Source organism: Xanthomonas sp. D-109 (assembly GCF_017746095.1).
Lineage (GTDB): Bacteria > Pseudomonadota > Gammaproteobacteria > Xanthomonadales > Xanthomonadaceae > Xanthomonas_A > Xanthomonas_A sacchari.
Map to the genome: position 1 here is coordinate 237,760 of NZ_JAGHWV010000014.1, position 19,073 is coordinate 256,832.

Below are 19,073 nucleotides of genomic sequence, written 5' to 3' on the forward strand. Positions count from 1 at the left end.
TGGGTCCGGCGATCTTGACCGTGCGTGACGCGATACTGCGTTCAGCGACACAGATAAATCATTCAGTGCACTGCGGCCATTGCGCCAATGCCTGCGCCGGCAGCCCTACCCGCCGACACGCGCGCGCGGCGATGCCGTCGTGCAGTGCGACCCGGAACAGCGGCGCCACCTGCTGCAGCAGCCACGCCGGCACCGTCGGGCCGATGCGCTGCAACCGCGCCTGACGCAGCAGGGCGCTGGCCCACGGCGGCAGCAGCGCCGCGCCGGCCCCCAGGAACAGTTCCCGCGACAGCCCCGGCGCCGGCACCGGCAGGCGCAGGCCGGACAGCACCGCCAGCACCTCGCGCGAGCGCGTATCCACCCGCAGCAGCGGCCGCTGCCGCTCGAAATAGGCCAGCACCGCCGCCTCGCTGGCCGGAACCTCGCGCGCGCCCAGTGCTTCGGCCACGCGCCGGCCTTCGTCGTAGTAGCGGTCGGCGATCGCGGTCGGCACCGCGCGGCAATAGCGGCGGTAGCCCTGCAGGAAGCCGTAGGCCTCGGTCACGTGCACCCAGGTCAGCAGCGCCGGATCGTCGGCCGCGTAGGCGCGCCCGTCGGGCGTGTGGCCGCGCACCCGCGCATGGATCGCGCGCACGCGGGCGATCTGGCGCTGCGCCGCATCCATGGGCGCGTAGCTGGTGGCGGCGACGAACTGGGTGGTGCGGCGCAGGCGCCCGACCAGGTCCTCGCGGAAGTTGGAGTGGTCGTAGACCCCGGCCAGCGCCAGTGGGTGCAGGGTCTGCAGCAGCAGCGCACACAGCCCGCCGGCCAGCATCCCGGGAAACTCGGCATGGATGCGCCAGGTGACGCTGTCCGGACCGAACAGGCCCACATCGCCGAGCGGTTGGTCGTAGTCGATGGCATCGCGTTCGCGCGGGAACGCGCCCAGCACCCAGCGGCGGATCTGGGTGGTGGCCGGAGCGGAGAGGGTGCGCAGCAGGGAGGGCATGCACCGATGGTAGCGGAGGCGGCGCCAGCGCCGTGCGATGGCGTATGGCGCACGCCGGCCGCGCCGCATGTGCGACCGCAGCATGCACTTTGCGGCCGCTGTGCTAGAAAGAAGCTGCCTCAAGATCGCCCGCCGACGTTCCGCGTCCGTCACCGCATCTGCAAGGAGCCCGTCATGCTCGCTTTGTTCAAAGGCTTGGGATTGCTGCTCGAGGACAACGCGCTGCACCAGCGCTCGTTTCCCGAACAGGTCGCGCACTGGCAGCACAAGAGCGAATCGCAGATCCGCGAAGAGGTGGCCCTGCTGGCCAAGGCCAAGCAGCAATGGCTGGTGGCCTCGATCATCGGCTGGCAGGCGATCTCGCTGATCCTGCTCGGCGTGATCACCGCGCAGTTGTGGCAGCACGACTACCACCTGACCTTCTCGCGCATCGTCATCGTGGTCACCTCGTGGGTGGCGATCCTGTTCGTGATCTGGTTCATCGCCAACATGTTCGACCGCACCGCCGGTTTCGAGCGCTGGCTCACCGCGTTCAACAGCCGCGAACCGCTGTCCGCCGATGCCGACACCGTGGAGTGCGTGGCCGACGCGCTGAACATGGCGCGCAAGTATCCGGAGATCCTCGCCTACAAGCGCGAGGTGGTGGCCAATCGCGAACTGCGCCACGAGGACATCCGGATCATGCGCGAGATGGGCCGCATCCGCCTGCATGCCGAACTGGTCGCCTCGCTGATCCAGTTCGAAGGCACGCCGCCCGGCGGCCAGCCCGGCGTGTTCCGCGTCGCCGGCTGAGGCCGCCGCGCGCCCGCGCGACGCGCACCACCTCAACGGCGTCACCGCGCCGCAAAGCGACCGCACCGGCGGTCGCTTTGCGTTTGTGGACAGCGCGTGGCGATGCGCTGCCGACGAACAGCGCAGCCGCGGCCTGGAGCTCAACGCCGCCGCCGACCTGGGCGATGGGCTGAGCCTGTTCGGCGGCTACGCCTACACCGATGCGGTGGTCACCGACGACGGTGGTCAACGCGTCAGCAGCGTCGGCAGCCGCCTGTACAACGTGCCGCGGCACAGCGGTTCGCTGTGGCGGCAGTACACCGCCCACGGCGCGGCCGACGGCTGGAGCGTCAGCGGCGTCGGTCGCGAGCGAGGCGCTATTCGGCAATTCGGTTGCAGAGGCGTCGGGACTGAAGTCCCTCCCACAACAGCGGCGGGCTGATTGCGCCATTCGAGTGCAAGGGCGAATGCGGCGACGCGATGCGATGTATCGGTCGACCTCGCATCCGGGTCGCGGCTGAAGCCGCTCCTACGGTGCCGATGTTCGGACCGCAGCAAGGCATCACGTAGGAGCGGCTTCAGCCGCGACGCATGACGTCATCCGACAGCTTCCCGGTAATGCCTCTCGGCGGCTTCAGCCGCAACGCAGGACGTCCGACAACTGCGCGGTAACGCTTCCTGTGGGAGCGACTTCAGTCGCGACGCGGGACGTCGTCCGGCAGCTTCGTTGCACGCGCTGTCGGGACTGAAGTCCCTCCCACAACCGCCGCGGCCATCGTGACATCGCTGGACGTGTCGGAAGATCGTATCGATCGTTCCTTCCCTGTCGCCCCTCACTCCCGCCCGCAGGCCGACGCCGGAGCATCCGACACCACGCACTGGCGGAAATCGCGCGGCAGGCCGGCGATCTCGCGGCGCTGGCCGACCGCCAGATCGAAGGCCTGCAGCACGCGCGGACTGCAGGCAGCGCCGTCGCTGCCGGGCGCCGCCTGCGCTGCCGTGCAGGCGGCATAGACCTGGTAGTGGCAGCGCCCGCTGCGGCTGTCGATGCAACGGAACGTGGCCACGCCATCACGGTAGGTGGTCCGGCTGAAGATCAGAGGCACGCCGCGCTCGCTGACCTGCACCACCGTCTCGCGGCGGGCGCCCGTGGACAGGTCCAGATCGGCATGTCCCTGGCAGCCGAACAGGCCGAGCAGGCACGACCACAGCAAGGAGAGCAGGCGCATGACCGAGATTCCTTTTCCAGGGCGAAGCGAAGGGGCAGCGCGGCTACATGCCGCGGAACAGGCTCATGTACGGCTGGCTGACGGTCAGGACCTCGTCGCGGTGGCGCAGCTTCAGACGGCCCTTGCCGGTGTCCTCGCGCACCACCGAGGCCACCGCCTTGAGGTTGACGATGGTGGAGCGATGGATCTGCCGGAACGCGGTCGGATCGAGCACGTCCAGCAACTCGCGCAACGAGGTGCGCAGCACCGCCTCGCCGTCGCGGGTGAGCACCGTGGTGTACTTGCTGTCGGCCTGGAAATACAGCACGTCGTCGAGCAGGATCAGCCGCGTCTCGCGGCCACTGCTGGCGGTGACCCAGGCCAGCGGCGGTGGCGCCGTCGGTGCGGCCGGGCGCTGCTGCAGGCGCTGCAGCAAGGCATCGAGCACCGCCGGATCCGGCCCCTGGGCCGCACGCGCCTGCAGCCGCTGCACCGTGGCCTGCAGACGCTCGCGCACGATCGGCTTGAGCAGGTAGTCCACCGCGCCGTGTTCGAACGCGTCGATGGCGTACTGGTCGTAGGCGGTGACGAACACCACCTGCGTGTGCGGGCTCAGTTCGCCCAGCGCACGCGCCACCTCGATGCCGCTCAGCCCGGGCATGCGGATGTCCAGGAACGCCACCTGCGGCTGCAGTTCGGCCAGGCGTTCCAGCGCGCTGGCACCGTCTTCGCACTCGGCGACGATGCGCAGCTGCGGCCACACCTCGCCCAGCAACGCGACCAGCGCGTCGCGCAGCAGGGTTTCGTCCTCGGCGACGATCGCGTCAGTCATGGTGCGCTCCCGTGTGCATCGCCACCGGTGCCGGCGCTGGCGCTGGCGCTGGCGGCGGTGTCTGGGTCGTCCCCGCCGGCCACGGCAGGGTGATGGTGGCGGCCACGCCGCTGGGGAAGTTGGAGACGATGGCGAAGCTCGCCGCGCCGCCATAGGTGAGGCGCAGCCGTTCGCGCAGGTTCTTCAGGCCGATGCCGGTGCCGCTGGACTGGGTGTTGAAGCCCAGGCCGTCGTCGGCCACGGTCAGGGTGACGTGGTCGTCGACCGCACGCGCCAGGATCCAGATGGTGCCGCCGCCGGGCTTGGGTTCCAGGCCGTGCTTGATCGCGTTCTCCACCAGCGTCTGCAGCATCATCGACGGCAGCGGCAGCGTCTTCATCGTCTCCGGTACCTGCACCTGCAGTTGCAGGCGCGCGCCCATGCGGATGCGCAGGATCTCCAGGTAGGCCTGGGTCCGTTCCAGTTCGTCGCCGAGCGAACTCATCGCATCCTCGGTGCTGGGCAGCGAACGCCGCAGGTACTGGATCAGGTAACCCAGCATCAGGTCGGCGCGCGGCGGATCCGTGCGCGCCAGCACCTGCGCACTGGCCAGCGTGTTGTAGAGGAAATGCGGCTCGACCTGGGCGTGCAGCAGGTTCAGCCGCGCCACGGTCAGTTCCTGCTCGGTGGCGGCCTGCGCGGCGGCGGCCTGCTCGTCGCGGCGCAGTTCGGCCACGCGCCGGGCCAGCGCGCGGCCCAAGGCTTCGGCGTTCTCGTAGTTGCTGCCCTCGTCGACTGCGAACAGGTCGATCCAGGCGCTGGCGTCCGGCTCCAGCAGCAGGGTCAGGCTGCTGGTGCCGGTGCCCGGGGTCACCGTCGCCACCACCTGGTTGCGCTTGACCGCGAAGCGCGCGGCCAGGTTCCAGCGCGACGGCGGGCGGCCGTTGTAGGGATCGATGCGGCGCACCTTGGCGCGCACCTGCAGGCTGTCCAGCGTGCTTTCCACCTCCTCCACCCGCGGCAACTCACGCACCGCCGCATCCAGCAGTGCGAACGCCTCGCGGGTGTCCAGCGGGATCTCGATCTGGCGCCGCTGGCGGCTGGCCAGGGTGCCCCAGTCCAGGCGCCCGGCGATCAGCCAGACCTTGCGCAGGTGAGTGATGCCGGCGATCAGCGCCGACAGCATCAGCAGCATCGCCAGCAGCCCGAACAGCCAGCCCGGCCCGGAATTCATGCCGTAGAACAACCCGGCCCAGACGAAGGCGGCCACGATCACCGCTCCGGCCCAGGCGCACAACAGGCGAACGAGGAAGAACAGGCTGGCGAGCATGGCGGCCGGGGCGAGAGGAGGTGCCGGCGAGCATAGCCGCCGCGGCCGGCGCCGCCAGCCCGTCGCGACGAAAGCGAAGAAACCTGGCGCCGATGATGGAAATCAGGGTGCCAACCACGGCCGGCCAGGGCGCTGCATCCGATGCTCGCGCACTGCTGGCATGCGCTCCGGGGGAACGACGTCGACGGACCTGCCGGGCAGCAGCGGCTTTGCGTCGGTGTTCGACCGGCGCTCGCCGCTGCCAACGATCGACCACTGCATGGGCGGCCCAGGTTCGTTCTAGACTCTAGGTTCAACCAGCCGGAGCCAGGATGCCCCAGCAATACGTCCCACGCAGCGCCATACCGACGCTCGCCCCGCGCCGGGCGGCGGCCGCGCTCTGGCCGACCGCCGCGCGCGCGCAGGAGCGGCACGGCGTCGCCAGGCCCACCTTGGGTCGCATGCGACCGTGGTTGCGATGCACGTAATCCTGGCGACGGAGTCGATCCGGTATCCGCTGACCGGCGTCGGCCGCTACACGCAGGAACTGGCCACGCAGTTGGCGGCCTTGCCGCAGATCGAATCGCTGCGCTTCCTGCACGGCCGGCACCTGCGCCAGGACCTGCCGTCACCGGGACCGGCACCGACGCTGGTGCCGTGGCTGCGCGACCGCCTGTCGGGCATCCGGCCGGCCGTCGATGTCTACCGGCGGCTGCACAACGCGGCCAAGTCGCGCGCGCTGCGCGGCCAGGCGCCGGCCCTGTTCCATGGCTGCAACTATTACCTGCCGGCGTTCGACGGCCCCTGCGTCGCCACGTTCCACGACGTCTCGATCTATCGCTGGGCCGAGTGCCATCGTGCCGACCGGGTGCGCTACATGCGCAAGGAACTGGCGCTGTCGCTGCGCCGCGCGCAGTTGATCCTGACTGTTTCAGAATTCTCGCGGCAGGAAATTGCCACGCAATTCGACTGGCCGCTGGCGCGCATCCGCGCCATCCCGCTGGCCGGCCATGCGGCCTTCCGCCCGCATGGCGCGGAAGAGCTGCAGGCGCCGCTGCAGGCGCTGGGCCTGCAGGCCGACGGCTACACGCTGTTCCTGGGCACGATCGAGCCACGCAAGAACCTGCAGGCGCTGCTGCAGGCCTATGCCGCGCTGCCGGCGGCGCTGCGCACGCGCTGGCCGCTGGTGGTGGCCGGCCATCCGGGCTGGCACAGCGAGGCGCTGCACCAGCGCATGGCGCAGGCGCAACGCGAGGGCTGGCTGCGTTACCTGGGCTACGTGGAGCAGGCCTGTCTGCCGGCGCTGGTCGCCGGTGCGCGGCTGTTTGTGTTCCCGTCGCTTTACGAGGGCTTCGGCCTGCCGGTGCTGGAAGCGATGGGCAGCGGCACGCCGGTGCTGTGTTCCAATGCCGCGGCGCTGCCCGAGGTCGCCGGCGATGCAGCGGCGCTGTTCGATCCCCGCGATGTGGACGGCCTGCTCGGCTTGCTCGCCCGCGGCCTGGAGGATGCGGCGTGGCGCGCGACGCTGAGCGCGGCCGGGCGCCGTCGCGGGGCGCAGTTCGATTGGCGCACCTGCGCCGAGCGCACCGCCGACGCCTACCGCGACGCGATGCGCGCATGAACCACGGAGCCCCGGGCTGATGCGCGTCCTGCATGTCTACAAGACCGCCCTGCCCGACTCCATCGGCGGGATCGAGCGGGTGGTGCATACGCTGGCGCAGCATGCCCAGGCACGCGGGGTGCACAGCGAGGTCCTGGCGCTGTGCGGCGACGCTGCGCATGCCGGCACCCGGATCCATGCCGGCTATACGCTGCATCGGCTGCGGCGCAGCGCCGAGTTCGCCTCGATGCCGGTCTCGCTCGGCCTGGTGCGACGCTACGCGCAACTGGCGCGCCGCGCCGACCTGATCCATTACCACTTCCCGTGGCCGTTCATGGACGCCCTGCACTTCGCCGCCTCGGCGGGCACCCCCTCGGTGCTGACCTACCATTCGGACATCGTGCGGCAACGGCAGCTGCTGCGCCTGTACCGGCCGCTGCAGCGGCGCTTTCTGCGCAGCGTCGACCGCATCGTCGCCACCTCGCCGAACTACCTGGCCAGCAGCGCCATCCTGGCCGAACACCGCGCCAAAGTCAGCGTCATTCCCATCGGCCTGGATGCCGCGCCGCAACACGCGGTCTCGCCACAGCGGATGGAGGCGTGGCGCGCGCGCCTGGGTCCGCGCTTCCTGCTGTTCGTCGGGGTACTGCGCTACTACAAGGGGCTGCGGTTTCTGCTGCAGGCCGCGCAGGGACTGCAGATCCCGATCGCGATCGTCGGCGACGGCCCCGAAGCGCCGGCCTTGCGCGCCCAGGCGCAGGCGCTGGGGCTGACCCACGTGCATTTCCTCGGCGCCGTGGACGAGGCCGACAAGCACGCCCTGCTGGGCGCCTGCGCGGCATTGGTGTTCCCATCCCATCTTCGCTCGGAAGCGTTCGGCCTTTCCCTGCTGGAAGCGGCGATGCACGCCAGGCCGATGATTTCCTGCGAGATCGGCACTGGCACCAGCTTCGTCAACGTCGATGGCGAGACCGGCCTGGTGGTGCCGCCGGCCGATCCGGTGGCCTTGCGCGACGCGATGCGCTATCTATGGGACCATCCACACATCGCCGCGGCCTTTGGGGGGCACGCGGAAGCGCGATACCGGCGGTTGTTCACCGCCGACAGCATGGTCGACGCCTATCTGGCGCTGTACCGCACGGTCTGCGAGAGGCGCGGGACGGCCGACAGGGAATGGGGATGAGGAGCACCTTGGGGACGCACGGGAACAACGCAATGCCTTCGCGACATGCGCGGAGCCAACACGCATGAGACTGCTGGGCGGGCCGCTGCCGCGGGCGGCGGCATCGGGCGTGGTCGGCGATGCGATGGCGCTGGCGGCGACGCTGCTGAAGGTGGCCGATGCCGCGGTGGTGGTCGGCAGCGGCCTGCTGGCCTATGCCGTGCGCGTGAGCCAGGCGAGCCTGCCGGAGGCGCCACGCTACCCGTATGCCCTGCTGGCCGGCGCGGCGCTGGCGCTGCTGGTGTTCTCGCAACTGGCGCTGTACCGCAGTTGGCGCCTGGCACTGCCGACGATGATGCTGGGCCGGTTGCTGCTCGGCTGGGGCGTGGTGCTGGGCGTGCTCGCGTCGCTGAGCTTCCTGAGCAAGACCGGCCCCAGCTTCTCGCGCTTGTGGTTCCTGTATTGGGCGGTGATCGGCGCATTCGGCCTGGTCGGGGTGCGCGTGGCCGCGGACCGGCTGCTGCGCTGGCTGCACCGGCATGGCGTGGGCACGCGCCGCATCGCGGTGCTGGGCCCGCCGGAACGGGTCGAGCAACTCGGCGCGCGGATCAGCCAGGGGCCATGGTCCGGACTGCAGTGGGTGCCGTCGCCGACGGCGATCCGCGGCGGCGACCTCGCGGCGCTGCCGCAATGGCTGGACCTGCACGGCATCGCCGAAGTGTGGCTGACCTGGCCGATGCGCGAGGAGGCGCTGATCCGCGAGAGCATGCGCCAGCTCGACGCCAGCAGCGTGGACGTGCGCTGGGTCCCGGACATTTTCGCTTTCGGCATGATCCACCACGGCATCGCCGAGGTGGCAGGGACGCCGCTGCTGGAGCTGTCGGTGCGGCCGCTGTCGCGCACCGCGCAATGGCTCAAGGACGTCACCGACAAGCTGCTGGCCACGCTGATCCTGCTGCTGAGCAGCCCGCTGCTGCTGATTCTGGCGCTGGGCGTCAAGCTGTCCGGGCCGGGGCCGGTGCTGTTCCGGCAGACGCGGCACGGCTGGGACGGGCAACCGTTCGAACTGTGGAAATTCCGCAGCATGCGTCTGCACGACACCGACGATGCCGCGCCGCAGACCCAGCGCGGCGATCCGCGGGTGACCCGCTTCGGCGCATTCATGCGCCGCACCAGCCTGGACGAGCTGCCGCAGTTCTTCAATGTGCTGCAGGGGCGCATGTCCATCGTCGGTCCGCGTCCGCACGCGCTGGCGCACAACGCGCAATACCAGGACCTGGTGCCGAACTACCTGCAACGCCACCGGGTCAAGCCCGGCATCACTGGCTGGGCGCAGGTGAACGGGCTGCGCGGCGAGACGGATACCGTGGAGAAGATGCGCAAGCGCATCGACTACGACCTGTACTACATCCAGCACTGGTCGCTGTGGCTGGACCTGAGCATCATCGCGCAGACGGCGGCGATCGTGCTGTTCGACCGCGACGCTTATTGACCGCAGGACCGGGGGAGTCCGAATCCGATGCACATCAGCTACGTTCTCGGCACCCGCCCGGAGATCATCAAACTGGCCTCGCTGATCGCCGCCAGCCTGCGCGACGGCCTGCGCTTCTCGATCGTGCATACCAACCAGCACTACGCCGAGACGATGGACCGCATCTTCTTCGACGAACTGGACCTGCCGCGCGCCCACTACAACCTCGGGGTCGGCTCGGCGCCGCACGCCACCCAGATCGGGCGCATGCTGTGCGGCATCGAACCGGTGCTGGAACGCACCCGACCGGACGTGGTGGTAGTGCAGGGCGACACCAACAGCGCGCTGGCCGGCGCCATGACCGCCAACAAGCTCGGCATCGCGGTGGCGCACGTGGAAGCGGGGTTGCGCAGCCGCGACCGCAGCATGCCCGAGGAAGTGAATCGGGTGCTGATCGACCACATGTCCGACCACCTGTTCTGCCCGACTGCGCTGCAGGCGCAGATCCTGCGCGAGGAAGGCCTGCCGGCGGCGAACATCCGGGTCACCGGCAACACCGTGGCGGATGCGACCCTGGCGCATGCGCGCACCGCGCTGCGGCGCTCGGACATCCTGCAGCGGCTGGGCCTGCACCAGGGCGGCTATCACCTGCTGACCTGCCACCGGCGTTCCAATACCGACGATCCGCAGCATTTCGCCGCGCTGATGCAGGCGGTGGCCGCGATCTCCGAGGACGCCGGCGTGCCGTTGGTGTTCCCGATGCATCCGCGCCTGGCGAGCATGGGCAATGCGGCCTCGGCGCGGCATCGCTGCCTGCGCGCGATCGGGCCCGTCGGCTATCTGGACATGCTGGCATTGCAGCAGGGCGCGTCGCTGATCATGACCGACAGCGGCGGCATCCAGGAGGAAGCCTGCATCCTCCAGCGCAAGTGCCTGGTGCTGCGCACCAACACCGAGCGGCCGGAGACCCTGCAGGTCGGCGGCGCGGAGCTGCCGTTGAGCCTGGACGCACCCGGCCTGCGCGCGGCCGCCGACGCACTGCTGGCGCGTGAGGTGGCATGGCGCAACCCGTTCGGCGACGGCCATGCCTATCGCGACGTGCTCGACACCTTGTTGGCGAATACCCAGGCCGGGCAACGCGCCTCGGAACGGGCGCCGCTGCGTCAGGCCGCACGCTGACGGCACGGCTCAGGCGATCGCGCCGGCGCGGACACGCTGGCGTACTGCGCCGCCACCGCCAGCGCCGCATGCAGCGAGAACGCATAGAACTGCAGGTAGACGTCGAACACGCCCAGGCCCAGCAGCAGAACCAGCCACAGCAGCGCCCAGGCGCGCGTTCGCACCTGCCGCAGCAACGGCGACCACACGGCCACCAGCAAGCCCAGGCAGGCGACAAGCCCGCACAGCCCGGTTTCCGACAGCACCGCCAGCAGCAGATTGTGCGCATGCAGTTCGCCGCGGTCGAAGCGGCCGCCGGTGTAGTCCGGCACCAGGAACTGGAAGACCCCGGCGCCCAGCCCGAACCACGGGTGGCTGCGCCAGGCCTCGAACGCGCCAGCCCACAGATAGGTGCGGCCCAGCGACACCGCAGTGAGCGTGCTTTCGTGCACCGCGCTGGTCATGTCCGCATAGCGCTGCCACAGCACGAAGCCGGCCAGCCCCAGCAGACCCAGCAGCGCGAACACGGCCGCTTGGCGGCGGCCGCGCGAGGCGCCGCGGCGCGGCCACGCCCACCACAGCAGCAGCGCGCCGACCGGCAACAGCGGGTTGCGCACCTGGGTCAGCGCCAGCGCCAGCACCGCGCCCAGCAGCGCCATGGCCAGCGCAAAGCGCCCCAGCGCACCGCTGCGCCAGCACTGCAGGACCAGCGCGGCCACCACCACCGCGCTCGCCGCCAGCAGCGCGGGATGCTCGTACATGCCGGAGATCCGCGGCAGATACTTGAAGCTGTCCTCGGCGTGGAAGGCCAACGACAGGCGCAGCGCCGGCGGCAAGTGCAGGCGCACCGCCAGCCCCAGCGCCAGGTTCCACCACAGCGCGATCAGCGCCGCCAGCGTCGCCGCGCGCGGCCAGCGCGGGCAGGCGAGCGCGAGGTTGAGCATCGCCCACAGGGCGAGCAAGGCGGTGGCGTAGCGCACGGCGAACTTGAACGCCAGCTCGGGATGCCCCGATGCCAGCACCGACGCGGCCAGCGCGGCCAGGCAGGCCAGGATCGCCAGCAAGGGCCTGCGCAGGATCGCGGGTACGCCATGCCGCCACACCGCCCAGACCGCGACGCCCAGCACGAACGCGCGGATCGCCATCGAGCCCAGCGACAGGCCCACGCCGAAGTAGCGACCGGTCAGCACCACCTGCTGCAGGCAGAACAGCAGGTACACGCCCAGGCACGCCGCGACCGCCAGCGGCTGCGGCGCGCGCGCGTCGGCGGCGGACGCGCCCGTCGCCGGTGCGCTCATGCCAGTGCGCTCATGCCGGTTCGCGGATCGCCGCGCGCGCGCGGTAGCGCCGGTTCAGGCGCGCACGCAGCAGCAGGAGCAGATACAGGAAATTGGTGCGGACGTAGCGCCAGCCCAGGCGCCGCGGCTCCAGCGCCAGCCGGAACAGCCACTCCATGCCGAACCGCTGCATCAGCAGCGGCGCGCGCGGCAGCATGCCGGACAGCACATCGAACGATCCGCCGACGCCCATCGCCACCGCCACCCCCAGGCCGGACCAGTGCCGCTGCAGGAACAGTTCCTTCTTCGGCGAACTGATGCCGACGAACAGGTAGCGTGCGCCCGACGCGCGAATCGCCGCGACCACCTGCGGCACCTCGGCCTCGCCGAAATAGCCGTCGCGGGCGCCGACGATGCGCAGTCCCGGCGCGGCCGCGCGCAGGCGCTCGGCCGCGGCCGCGACCACCGCCGGCCGCGCGCCCAGCAGATACACGCCGTCTCCGGACTGCGCGGCCTGCGCGCACAAGTCCTGCATCAGATCGATGCCGGCGCGCCGCGGCGGCGGCTCCACGCCCATCCAGCGCAGGCCGATGCTGATGCCGCTGCCGTCGATGTGCACCAGTTCGGCCTCGTCCAGCGCCGCGCGCAACGGCGCCTGCGCGCGCGCATCGATCAGCTTGGCCACGTTCAGGCCCTCGATCCGCAGTGGCGCGCCGCCGGCGGCCGCGGCCTGCGCCCGTTGCAGCAGGTCGGCAGGCGCGAGCAGATCCAGCGGGCAGTCGAAGAAGCGCAGACGCGGCGGACTGGGATTCAAGGGGCAGGCTCCTCGGGGATCAGCGCATCGTACAGCGCCAGCACCTGCGGCCGGATACCCTCCCAGGTGAAGCCGGCGCGCACCGACGCCATGAACTGCGGCGCGACGCGTTGCCGGCGCAGCGCCGCGACCCGCGCCACCAGCGCTGCGATGTCGCCCAGCGGATACAGCGCGTCCTGTAACCCCAATGGCTGCAGGATCGCGCGATTGCCGGGGATGTCGCTGGCCAGTACCGGGCAGCCGAGCAGCAGCATTTCGATCAACACCGTCGGCATGCCTTCCACCGCCGACGGCAGCACGAATGCGTCGGCGCGCGCGGCCATCGCCGCGACGGCGGCATCGGCGACGAAGCCGTGGAAGCGCACACGTGCGGCCACGCCTTGCGCGTGGGCACAGGCCTGCAGGCGGTCGCGATCGGGCCCGCGTCCGACCAGATGCAGCACCGCCGCGTCCATCCCCGGCTGCGCCAGCAACGCGATCGCATCGTGCAGGCGCTTCACCGCATCCAGCCGGCCGACCGAAAGCAGGGCCGGCGCGCCTGCCAGCGTGGCGGCCTCGACCGGGGCAGCGGGCAGCTCGGCGGCCAGCACCGCGTTGGGCAGCAGCAGCGCACGCGTGGCCGGCATCCGCCGCGCCTGCAGATAATCGCGCCAATAGGCCGACAGCAGCACCACGCAATCGGCGCGCCGCAGCAGCGGACGTTCCACCAGCGCATCCCAGAGGCGCTTGCGCAGGTGCTTGCCCAGGCTGGGCGCAGCATCGTAATAGCAGTGCGGCGTGTACACCACGCGTTTGCCGCGGCAGCGCGCCAGCAGCGCCGCCAGCGCCGCGATCGGCGTGCGTGCGCCGTGCACGTGCACCACGTCGGCCCAGCCGATGTGCGGCCACAACCCGGTTGCGGCGACCCGCACCGCGGCGTAGTCGGGCCTGCCCGGGTCTTCCGCCGCCGGCGCGGCCACCCGCACCGCATGTCCGGCCTGCGCCGCCAGCACCGCCAGGCCATGGATGTGCCGCGCCACGCCGCCGCCGCCGCGCAGCGGCGCGAAATCCTTGTACACGTGCAGAATGCGCATGCTCAGGCCTCCGCCGCAGCGCGCGGCAGATCGGCGCTGCGCACCTGGACCGCACGCGCCCGCATCCGGCAGTGCCGCAGCACGCCGCCGAGCAACAACCAGAAGCCGCCCGCGCCGGACACGGTCAAGGCGTTGTCCGAGGACACCAGGGTGGTCGCCATGCCGCACAGCAACCAGAACGTGGCCAACGCCAGGCGGTCGTCGTCCTGGCGATAGGCACGCCACAGGATCCGCAGGCACCAGCCGATGAACCCCAGGAACAGCAGCGCCGCCGGCACGCCCATCTGGTAGGCGATGCTGAAGATGGCGCCTTCGCCGCCACCGAGGTCGGTCAGCGACTGGCGCGCGGCGATGGCGCCCTGGCGTCCCAAGCCGCCGCCGAACAGCGCGACCTCATGCAGGTCGGACAGATTGCGCTGCAATGCCCACCAGTGGCCGATGGTGGAGCCGTCGCGAAAGTTCACCGACATCATCACGATGCCGTAGGAGGCCACCGCCACGGCCAGCCCGAACGCGCCGGCCAGCGCGATGCGCGCCGGCGCCGAGCGCACCAGGCCGCGCCCGGTCAGCACATAGCCGAGCACGGCGACGATGCCGGCCAGCATCGCGCCGCGGGTGCCGGACATCCAGATCCCCGCGAACAACCCGGTACAGGCCAGCAATGCCCGCCACGGCCAGCGCCGTTGCCACAGCGCCAGCGCCGCCAGCGCGGCGGTCACCAGGAACTGGCCCTGCCCCAACGGCGCGGCAAGCAGTCCGCCGGCGCGGCGCGCGTAGTCTTCGCCACCGAAGAAGTTCCACGGCAGGCCGGTGGTCGGGTCGGTGTCCTGCGGCAGGACGCCCTTGACCTGTTGCAGGTAGTCCGGCAAGCGCACCTGCCTCACCCAGAAGTCGGTATGGGTCAGATCCCAGGCGCCGAACAGGGCACTGGCCACGCCCAACCACACCAGCGTGCGCGTGGCGGTGCGCAGGTCCCGCGGCTGCGGCATGGCGCCGTAACCGGCCAACAGGAACAGGATCGGAACCATCACCACGCCGAACGATCCCACGACGATGCCGGCCGGCAGCCCATGCGCATAGCCGAGCGGCGCGTACGCAGCCGCCAGCGCGCCGAACACCAGCACCGACACCAGCATCGGCCGCGGCATGCGCACGCTCAGCAGGCACAGCCCGGCCAGCCCCAGGACCGTCGCATCGCGCAGCGGTCGCAGCCAGGCCGCCTGCGGCACCGCGCCGCCGCCGTACAGCCAGGCCACCAGCAGATCGCCGAGATGGATCCACAGGATCAGCAGCACCACACCAAGCCGCCTCACGCGCTCGCTCCCAGGCGCTGCGGCCAGTTCGGATCGCTGGCGAAGGTCTGGCGCAGCCACTGCGTCTGCTCCGCCAGCAACTGCCGGCGTGCCGACGCATCCGTGCACAGCCGCTCGATCAACGCACACAGCGCCGCCGCATCGTCCACCTGCGTGGGCGGACGCCCGACCGCGAGCGCATCCAGCGATTGCGTCGCTGCCCAGGCCAGGCCGACGACGTAATGGCCACAGCAGGCGGCCTGCAGCAGCGCGGTGGAGCAGAAACCGATCACGATTGCCGGCGCCGCGGCGGCCTCCAGCAGTGCATGCGGCGGAGGCCGGCACCGTGCCGCCAGCGCCGGCGCAGCATAAGGATGGCCGCCGCGCACCTCTTCCGGGTGCAGCAGGATCTGCAGCGCGGGGCCGTCGTCCTGCGCCAGTGCCTGCGCCAGCGCCAGGAAGTCCGCCGCGAGCGGGCGCCCATAGATCGGCGTATGCGTCTGCGAGACCAGGAACAGCGCCGCTGGCGACGGAGCATCCGCTGCGCGCTCTACAGAAGCCTCGGGCTGCAGCAGCGCCGGGCCATAGCCAAGCGCCTGCGACGCCACGCCATGGCGCACGAACGCCTGCGCGCTGCTCGGTCCCCACACCAGGTGCCGCTGCGCGCGCACCGGAAAGAACTCGTCGGTGGGCAGGCCGTGCTGCACGCAGACGCTGCGCCAGCCGGCGCCCGCGGCCTGTTGCGCGGCCACCGCGTACAGGTCGAAGTCGTTGTGCAGCAGCAGCGTCGCCTGGCCACGCGCGGCCAGGGTGCGCGCCCAGGCGCCGCGCCACAGGCGTTGCCGGAACACGCCGCAGCGCACCAGCCAGGGCGACAGCGGCGCCGCGCCTGCCGATGCCTGCCGCAGTCGCCAGGCGCCGGCGGCGTGGCGCCAGGCCGCCGCCGCCGGGCGCGCCGGCAGGTGCCCGGCGACGCGGCCGCGCAGGCGCGGATGGATCAACACGCTGCAGGCGATGCCGCGTTGCGCCAGATCGGCCACGCACGGCGCCAGCGCGCCCCAGCCGTTGGCGCCGGGCAGCGTCGCCAGCGCCACCCAGGCGGCCAGCGGTGCCGACGCGCGCGGCAGGCGCCAGCACAGCCAGGCATCGCGCACTGCCGCCACGAACCCGCGCACCACCGCGCCGCGCCCGCGCCGGGCGAGGAAATACAGTTCGTGACGCGCCGCCGCGGCCTCTTCGCCGTAGTGCGCCTGCAGCGCCTGCTGGAACTCAGCGAAGCGCATCGCGCATCGCCTCCCGGACGTGGCGGCGTCCGCGCCAGCGTTGCACTTCGCCGGGCAAGCCGGGGCCGAACACGCGCACGATCGCGCGCTTGAGCGCGCGCCGCAGGCGGTCGCGCAGGCCCCAGCCGACGCTGTCCAGCCGCGCATCGAGCCGGCGCACCTCCTCCGCGTCGGCGGCCGCCAACGGCATGGCGCATGGGTGCGGCGGCCGCCGCAACTGCATCCACAGATTGTCGGCCAGCGCGCCGCCGGCCGGATGCGCCCCGCACTGCACCACCTCCAGCCCGGCGCTCAGCGCCAGCCGCTGCAGCAAGGCGGCGGAGAAGTAACTCAGGTGCGCCGGTTGCACATAGTTGCGCGAGCGCCAATCGCTCATCACGTCCGGCACCTCGATCCAGGCGGTTCCTCCCGGCACCAGCACCCGCACCAGCGTCTGCAGGAACCCCCGCGGATCGGGCAGATGCTCCAGCACGTGAAACGCCACCACCGCGTCGACGCTGGCATCGGCCACTGCCTGCAGATCCGCCACGAATGCCACGCGCGCGTCGCCGAGCAGCCGTGCACGGTGCTCCAGGTCCGGTTCGATCGCAGACAGGTGCAGATCCGGGCGCGCTGCGGCGGCGACACCGAGAAAGGCGCCGAAGCCCGAGCCCATTTCCAGCAACCGCGCACCGGTCGCCAGCTGCGGCGCGATCCACTGCAGCCGGCGCTGCGCGATCGGACGATCGCCGCGCCAGGCGAAGAAGCGCGCCTCGCTGCGCCACGGCGATTCGGCCGGGAACAGCCGGCGGTAATCGTGCGCGTAGAACCGCGCCAGCGTCTCCTCGGTGAAGTCCGGCGCCAGATAGGCCGCGGCGCAATGGCCGCAGCGGCGCAATTCCTGGCCGGTGTCGGCATAGACCTCCGGCCACACCCCGCGTTGCCGCGTGGTGGCGCCGCAGCAGCGGCAGGCGCCGTCGTCGGCGGCCAGTTCCATCGGCGCACGTCCGACCTCAGCCATAGATGCTCCGATACCACAGCGCGACCGACACGGCGAACCACAGCGTGCTGTGCGCCTCGCCGCGCTGCCAGTGGCGGCGCAATGCGGCCAGGTCCAGGAATTCGCCCAGTTCCGGCGGCAAGGCCGCCAGGATCGGCTGCAGCGGCATGCGGTCGACCAGGAACTGCTCGGCATGGCCGAACCCGGTGCTCTTGCGCTGGCCGACCAGGCGTTGCGGCAAGGTGCCGGAAAACGCCTGGCGCAGCAGCGCCTTGCCATGGTAATCGCCCATGCGCCGATCCGCGGGGGTGGCCAGCGCGCGTTCCACCACGCGGTAATCCAGGAACGGCGCGCGCACCTCCACACCCGAGTGCATGCTGTTGCGATCGGTCATGCGCAGGATCATCGGCAGGTTGGTCGCCAGCACGTCGGCGCGCAGGCGCGCCTGCACGTCGCCGCGGCGATCGGCCTGCAACGCCTGAAAGCGCGGCGCCTGGTCGTGCCACAGCGCCGCGGACATGCTGGCCACGCTCGGCCGGTAGCGGCGCAACAGCGCCCCGAGCGGACCCGCCGGCAGATCCCAGGTCAGGCGGTTGAGCAGCAAGCGCGGATCCACCGCACCGCTGCCGAGCAGGCGCGCCAGGGTCGGCAGGCGCAGGCCGTGCAGCGCGCTGCGCGCGCGCAAGGCGAGATACAGGCGGACATAGCCGCCGAACAGTTCGTCGGCGCCCTCGCCGTTGAGCACCACGGTGTAGCCGGCGTCGCGGATCGCCCGGTACATGCGGAAGCTGGCCAGGATCGACGGCGTGCAGAACGGCTCCTCCTGCGCGCGCACCAGCTCCAGCAACTCGTCTTGCGACGGGAGCGCATGCGCCCGATGCACGCGGTGGCGCGCCGCCTCGCCCCACTCGGCCATCAGCCCCGACGCGGCCGCGACCTCGTCGAAGCGCGCCTGCTCGGCATCGCGGTAGCCATAGGTGTAGGCGCCGGCGAAGCAGGTGCGCGGCGCATCGGCGGCGCTGAGGCTGAGCCGGGTCAGGATCGCGCTGTCCAGCCCGCCCGACAGCAGCGTCACCGTCGGCACGTCCGAGCGCAGGCGCAGCCGCGTGGCGTCCTCCAGCAGCGCCTGCGTCGCCTCGGCATCGAGCGGTGCCGCCTCGCCCGGCAGCGGCCAGCGATGGTAGCGGTGGCGGCGGCTGTGGCCGTCCGCCGCGACGCGGTACACCCATCCGGGCGGCACCGCGCGGATGCCGGCATAGAACGTCTCGCCGCGATGATCGGACAGGCCGGCGACCAGGAAATCGAAGATCGCAGCGGGATTGGGCGGCGGATAACCGCCCAGCGCCGCGGCGATGGCGCGGATCTCGCTGGCCAGCAGCAGTTGGCGGCCGTCGTGATGCAGATACAGCGGCTTCACCCCGAGTCGATCGCGGCAATAGATCAGGTCGCCGCTCGCCTGCTCCAGCAGCACGATCGCCCACATGCCGTTGCAGCGCGCGAACAGGTCTTCGCCCCAGGCGCGCCAGCCGTGCAGCAGCACCTCGGTATCGCTGTCGGTGCGGAAGCGGTGGCCGAGCGCCTCCAGCTCGCGGCGCAATTCCAGGAAGTTGTAGATCTCGCCGTTGAACACCACCGCGTTGCCGGTCTCGGCGCAGCGCATCGGCTGCGTCGCCGCCTCGCTCAGGTCGAGGATGGCCAGGCGGCGGTGGCCCAGCGCGGTCGGCACCGGTTGCTGCGTACAGAGCAGTCCCTGCGCATCCGGCCCGCGCCGGGCCAACGCGTCCAGCGCGCGTTCGGCCTGCGTCTGCAGCGCTGCGCCGTCGCCGAAATCGCGCAACGCGACTATGCCGCACATGCGCGCCTCCTTGCCCCTACGC

At 71.3% G+C, this 19,073-nt stretch carries 17 protein-coding genes; 6 read left to right on the forward strand and 11 right to left on the reverse strand.

What is annotated here, in order from left to right; all coding sequences use genetic code 11:
- Positions 1–58: 58 nt before the first annotated feature.
- Positions 59–988: an oxygenase MpaB family protein gene (locus J7357_RS15475; protein ID WP_209247796.1), complete on the reverse strand. Its 930-nt coding sequence runs from the start codon at positions 986–988 to the stop codon at positions 59–61.
- Between the two features lie 174 nt (positions 989–1,162).
- On the opposite strand from J7357_RS15475, the gene J7357_RS15480 reads away from it, so the two are divergent.
- Both J7357_RS15480 and J7357_RS15485 read left to right on the forward strand, forming a co-directional pair.
- A complete protein-coding gene (locus J7357_RS15480; protein WP_184449412.1) occupies positions 1,163–1,780 on the forward strand; it encodes a hypothetical protein in 618 nt (205 codons plus the stop codon).
- Positions 1,781–1,865: 85 nt separating this feature from the next.
- The gene (locus J7357_RS15485; protein ID WP_343237420.1) at positions 1,866–2,201 is read left to right on the forward strand and encodes a TonB-dependent receptor; all 336 of its coding nucleotides are present in this window, start codon (positions 1,866–1,868) and stop codon (positions 2,199–2,201) included.
- Positions 2,202–2,592: 391 nt separating this feature from the next.
- Here the strand turns inward: J7357_RS15485 and J7357_RS15490 are convergent, their stop codons facing one another.
- The 3 genes from J7357_RS15490 to J7357_RS15500 are packed head-to-tail and all read right to left on the reverse strand — an operon-like array spanning position 2,593 to position 5,108.
- Positions 2,593–2,988, reverse strand: a complete 396-nt coding sequence (locus J7357_RS15490; protein WP_209247798.1) for a hypothetical protein — start codon at positions 2,986–2,988, stop codon at positions 2,593–2,595.
- A gap of 43 nt (positions 2,989–3,031) precedes the next feature.
- Entirely contained in the window at positions 3,032–3,799 is a 768-nt protein-coding gene (locus J7357_RS15495; RefSeq protein WP_209247800.1) for a LytTR family DNA-binding domain-containing protein, read from the reverse strand.
- Positions 3,792–5,108: a histidine kinase gene (locus J7357_RS15500; protein WP_209247802.1), complete on the reverse strand. Its 1,317-nt coding sequence runs from the start codon at positions 5,106–5,108 to the stop codon at positions 3,792–3,794. Before J7357_RS15500 ends, J7357_RS15495 begins: the two co-directional genes overlap by 8 nt.
- Before the next feature lie 457 nt (positions 5,109–5,565).
- On the opposite strand from J7357_RS15500, the gene J7357_RS15505 reads away from it, so the two are divergent.
- The 4 genes from J7357_RS15505 (at position 5,566) to wecB (ending at position 10,499) form a co-directional block, all read left to right on the forward strand.
- The gene (locus J7357_RS15505) at positions 5,566–6,708 is read left to right on the forward strand and encodes a glycosyltransferase family 1 protein (protein WP_209247804.1); all 1,143 of its coding nucleotides are present in this window, start codon (positions 5,566–5,568) and stop codon (positions 6,706–6,708) included.
- A 19-nt stretch (positions 6,709–6,727) separates the two neighbouring features.
- Positions 6,728–7,870, forward strand: coding sequence for a glycosyltransferase (locus J7357_RS15510; RefSeq protein ID WP_209247806.1), 1,143 nt, complete (start codon positions 6,728–6,730; stop codon positions 7,868–7,870).
- A 64-nt stretch (positions 7,871–7,934) separates the two neighbouring features.
- Positions 7,935–9,341, forward strand: a complete 1,407-nt coding sequence (locus tag J7357_RS15515; protein ID WP_244667557.1) for an undecaprenyl-phosphate glucose phosphotransferase — start codon at positions 7,935–7,937, stop codon at positions 9,339–9,341.
- 27 nt (positions 9,342–9,368) lie between these two features.
- On the forward strand, positions 9,369–10,499 hold the full coding sequence (gene wecB / locus J7357_RS15520) for a UDP-N-acetylglucosamine 2-epimerase (non-hydrolyzing) (RefSeq protein WP_209247808.1): 1,131 nt from the start codon (positions 9,369–9,371) through the stop codon (positions 10,497–10,499).
- Here wecB and J7357_RS15525 read toward each other — a convergent pair.
- From J7357_RS15525 to asnB, 7 genes are read right to left on the reverse strand one after another with little or no spacing between them, the layout of a single operon-like run.
- Entirely contained in the window at positions 10,484–11,776 is a 1,293-nt protein-coding gene (locus tag J7357_RS15525; RefSeq protein ID WP_209247810.1) for an O-antigen ligase family protein, read from the reverse strand. The two genes, wecB and J7357_RS15525, sit on opposite strands and share 16 nt — an antisense overlap.
- Before the next feature lie 10 nt (positions 11,777–11,786).
- Positions 11,787–12,569, reverse strand: a complete 783-nt coding sequence (locus J7357_RS15530; RefSeq protein WP_244667558.1) for a WecB/TagA/CpsF family glycosyltransferase — start codon at positions 12,567–12,569, stop codon at positions 11,787–11,789.
- Positions 12,566–13,642, reverse strand: coding sequence for a glycosyltransferase family 4 protein (locus J7357_RS15535; protein ID WP_209247812.1), 1,077 nt, complete (start codon positions 13,640–13,642; stop codon positions 12,566–12,568). Before J7357_RS15535 ends, J7357_RS15530 begins: the two co-directional genes overlap by 4 nt.
- Positions 13,643–13,644: 2 nt before the next feature.
- Entirely contained in the window at positions 13,645–14,955 is a 1,311-nt protein-coding gene (locus J7357_RS15540) for a hypothetical protein (protein WP_343237421.1), read from the reverse strand.
- The gene (locus J7357_RS15545) at positions 14,952–16,217 is read right to left on the reverse strand and encodes a hypothetical protein (RefSeq protein ID WP_209247814.1); all 1,266 of its coding nucleotides are present in this window, start codon (positions 16,215–16,217) and stop codon (positions 14,952–14,954) included. Before J7357_RS15545 ends, J7357_RS15540 begins: the two co-directional genes overlap by 4 nt.
- Positions 16,204–17,217 carry a class I SAM-dependent methyltransferase gene (locus J7357_RS15550; RefSeq protein ID WP_209247816.1) on the reverse strand — a complete coding sequence of 338 codons (1,014 nt, stop codon included), beginning with the start codon at positions 17,215–17,217 and terminating at the stop codon, positions 16,204–16,206. Before J7357_RS15550 ends, J7357_RS15545 begins: the two co-directional genes overlap by 14 nt.
- Entirely contained in the window at positions 17,210–19,051 is a 1,842-nt protein-coding gene (asnB, locus tag J7357_RS15555) for an asparagine synthase (glutamine-hydrolyzing) (protein ID WP_209247818.1), read from the reverse strand. The genes J7357_RS15550 and asnB overlap by 8 nt, the downstream gene beginning before the upstream one ends.
- Between the last annotated feature and the right edge of the window lie 22 nt (positions 19,052–19,073).

Excerpts from the sequence above, each read along its gene's own strand:
- J7357_RS15490 (WP_209247798.1), bottom strand. The coding sequence starts at position 2,988 with ATGCGCCTGCTCTCCTTGCTGTGGTCGTGCCTGCTCGGCCTGTTCGGC.
- J7357_RS15505 (WP_209247804.1), top strand. The coding sequence starts at position 5,566 with ATGCACGTAATCCTGGCGACGGAGTCGATCCGGTATCCGCTGACCGGC.
- J7357_RS15495 (WP_209247800.1), bottom strand. The coding sequence starts at position 3,799 with ATGACTGACGCGATCGTCGCCGAGGACGAAACCCTGCTGCGCGACGCG.
- asnB (WP_209247818.1), bottom strand. The coding sequence starts at position 19,051 with ATGTGCGGCATAGTCGCGTTGCGCGATTTCGGCGACGGCGCAGCGCTG.
- J7357_RS15550 (WP_209247816.1), bottom strand. The coding sequence starts at position 17,217 with ATGGCTGAGGTCGGACGTGCGCCGATGGAACTGGCCGCCGACGACGGC.
- J7357_RS15475 (WP_209247796.1), bottom strand. The coding sequence starts at position 988 with ATGCCCTCCCTGCTGCGCACCCTCTCCGCTCCGGCCACCACCCAGATC.
- J7357_RS15500 (WP_209247802.1), bottom strand. The coding sequence starts at position 5,108 with ATGCTCGCCAGCCTGTTCTTCCTCGTTCGCCTGTTGTGCGCCTGGGCC.
- J7357_RS15480 (WP_184449412.1), top strand. The coding sequence starts at position 1,163 with ATGCTCGCTTTGTTCAAAGGCTTGGGATTGCTGCTCGAGGACAACGCG.
- J7357_RS15535 (WP_209247812.1), bottom strand. The coding sequence starts at position 13,642 with ATGCGCATTCTGCACGTGTACAAGGATTTCGCGCCGCTGCGCGGCGGC.
- J7357_RS15545 (WP_209247814.1), bottom strand. The coding sequence starts at position 16,217 with ATGCGCTTCGCTGAGTTCCAGCAGGCGCTGCAGGCGCACTACGGCGAA.
- J7357_RS15525 (WP_209247810.1), bottom strand. The coding sequence starts at position 11,776 with ATGAGCGCACCGGCGACGGGCGCGTCCGCCGCCGACGCGCGCGCGCCG.
- J7357_RS15510 (WP_209247806.1), top strand. The coding sequence starts at position 6,728 with ATGCGCGTCCTGCATGTCTACAAGACCGCCCTGCCCGACTCCATCGGC.
- J7357_RS15515 (WP_244667557.1), top strand. The coding sequence starts at position 7,935 with ATGAGACTGCTGGGCGGGCCGCTGCCGCGGGCGGCGGCATCGGGCGTG.
- wecB (WP_209247808.1), top strand. The coding sequence starts at position 9,369 with ATGCACATCAGCTACGTTCTCGGCACCCGCCCGGAGATCATCAAACTG.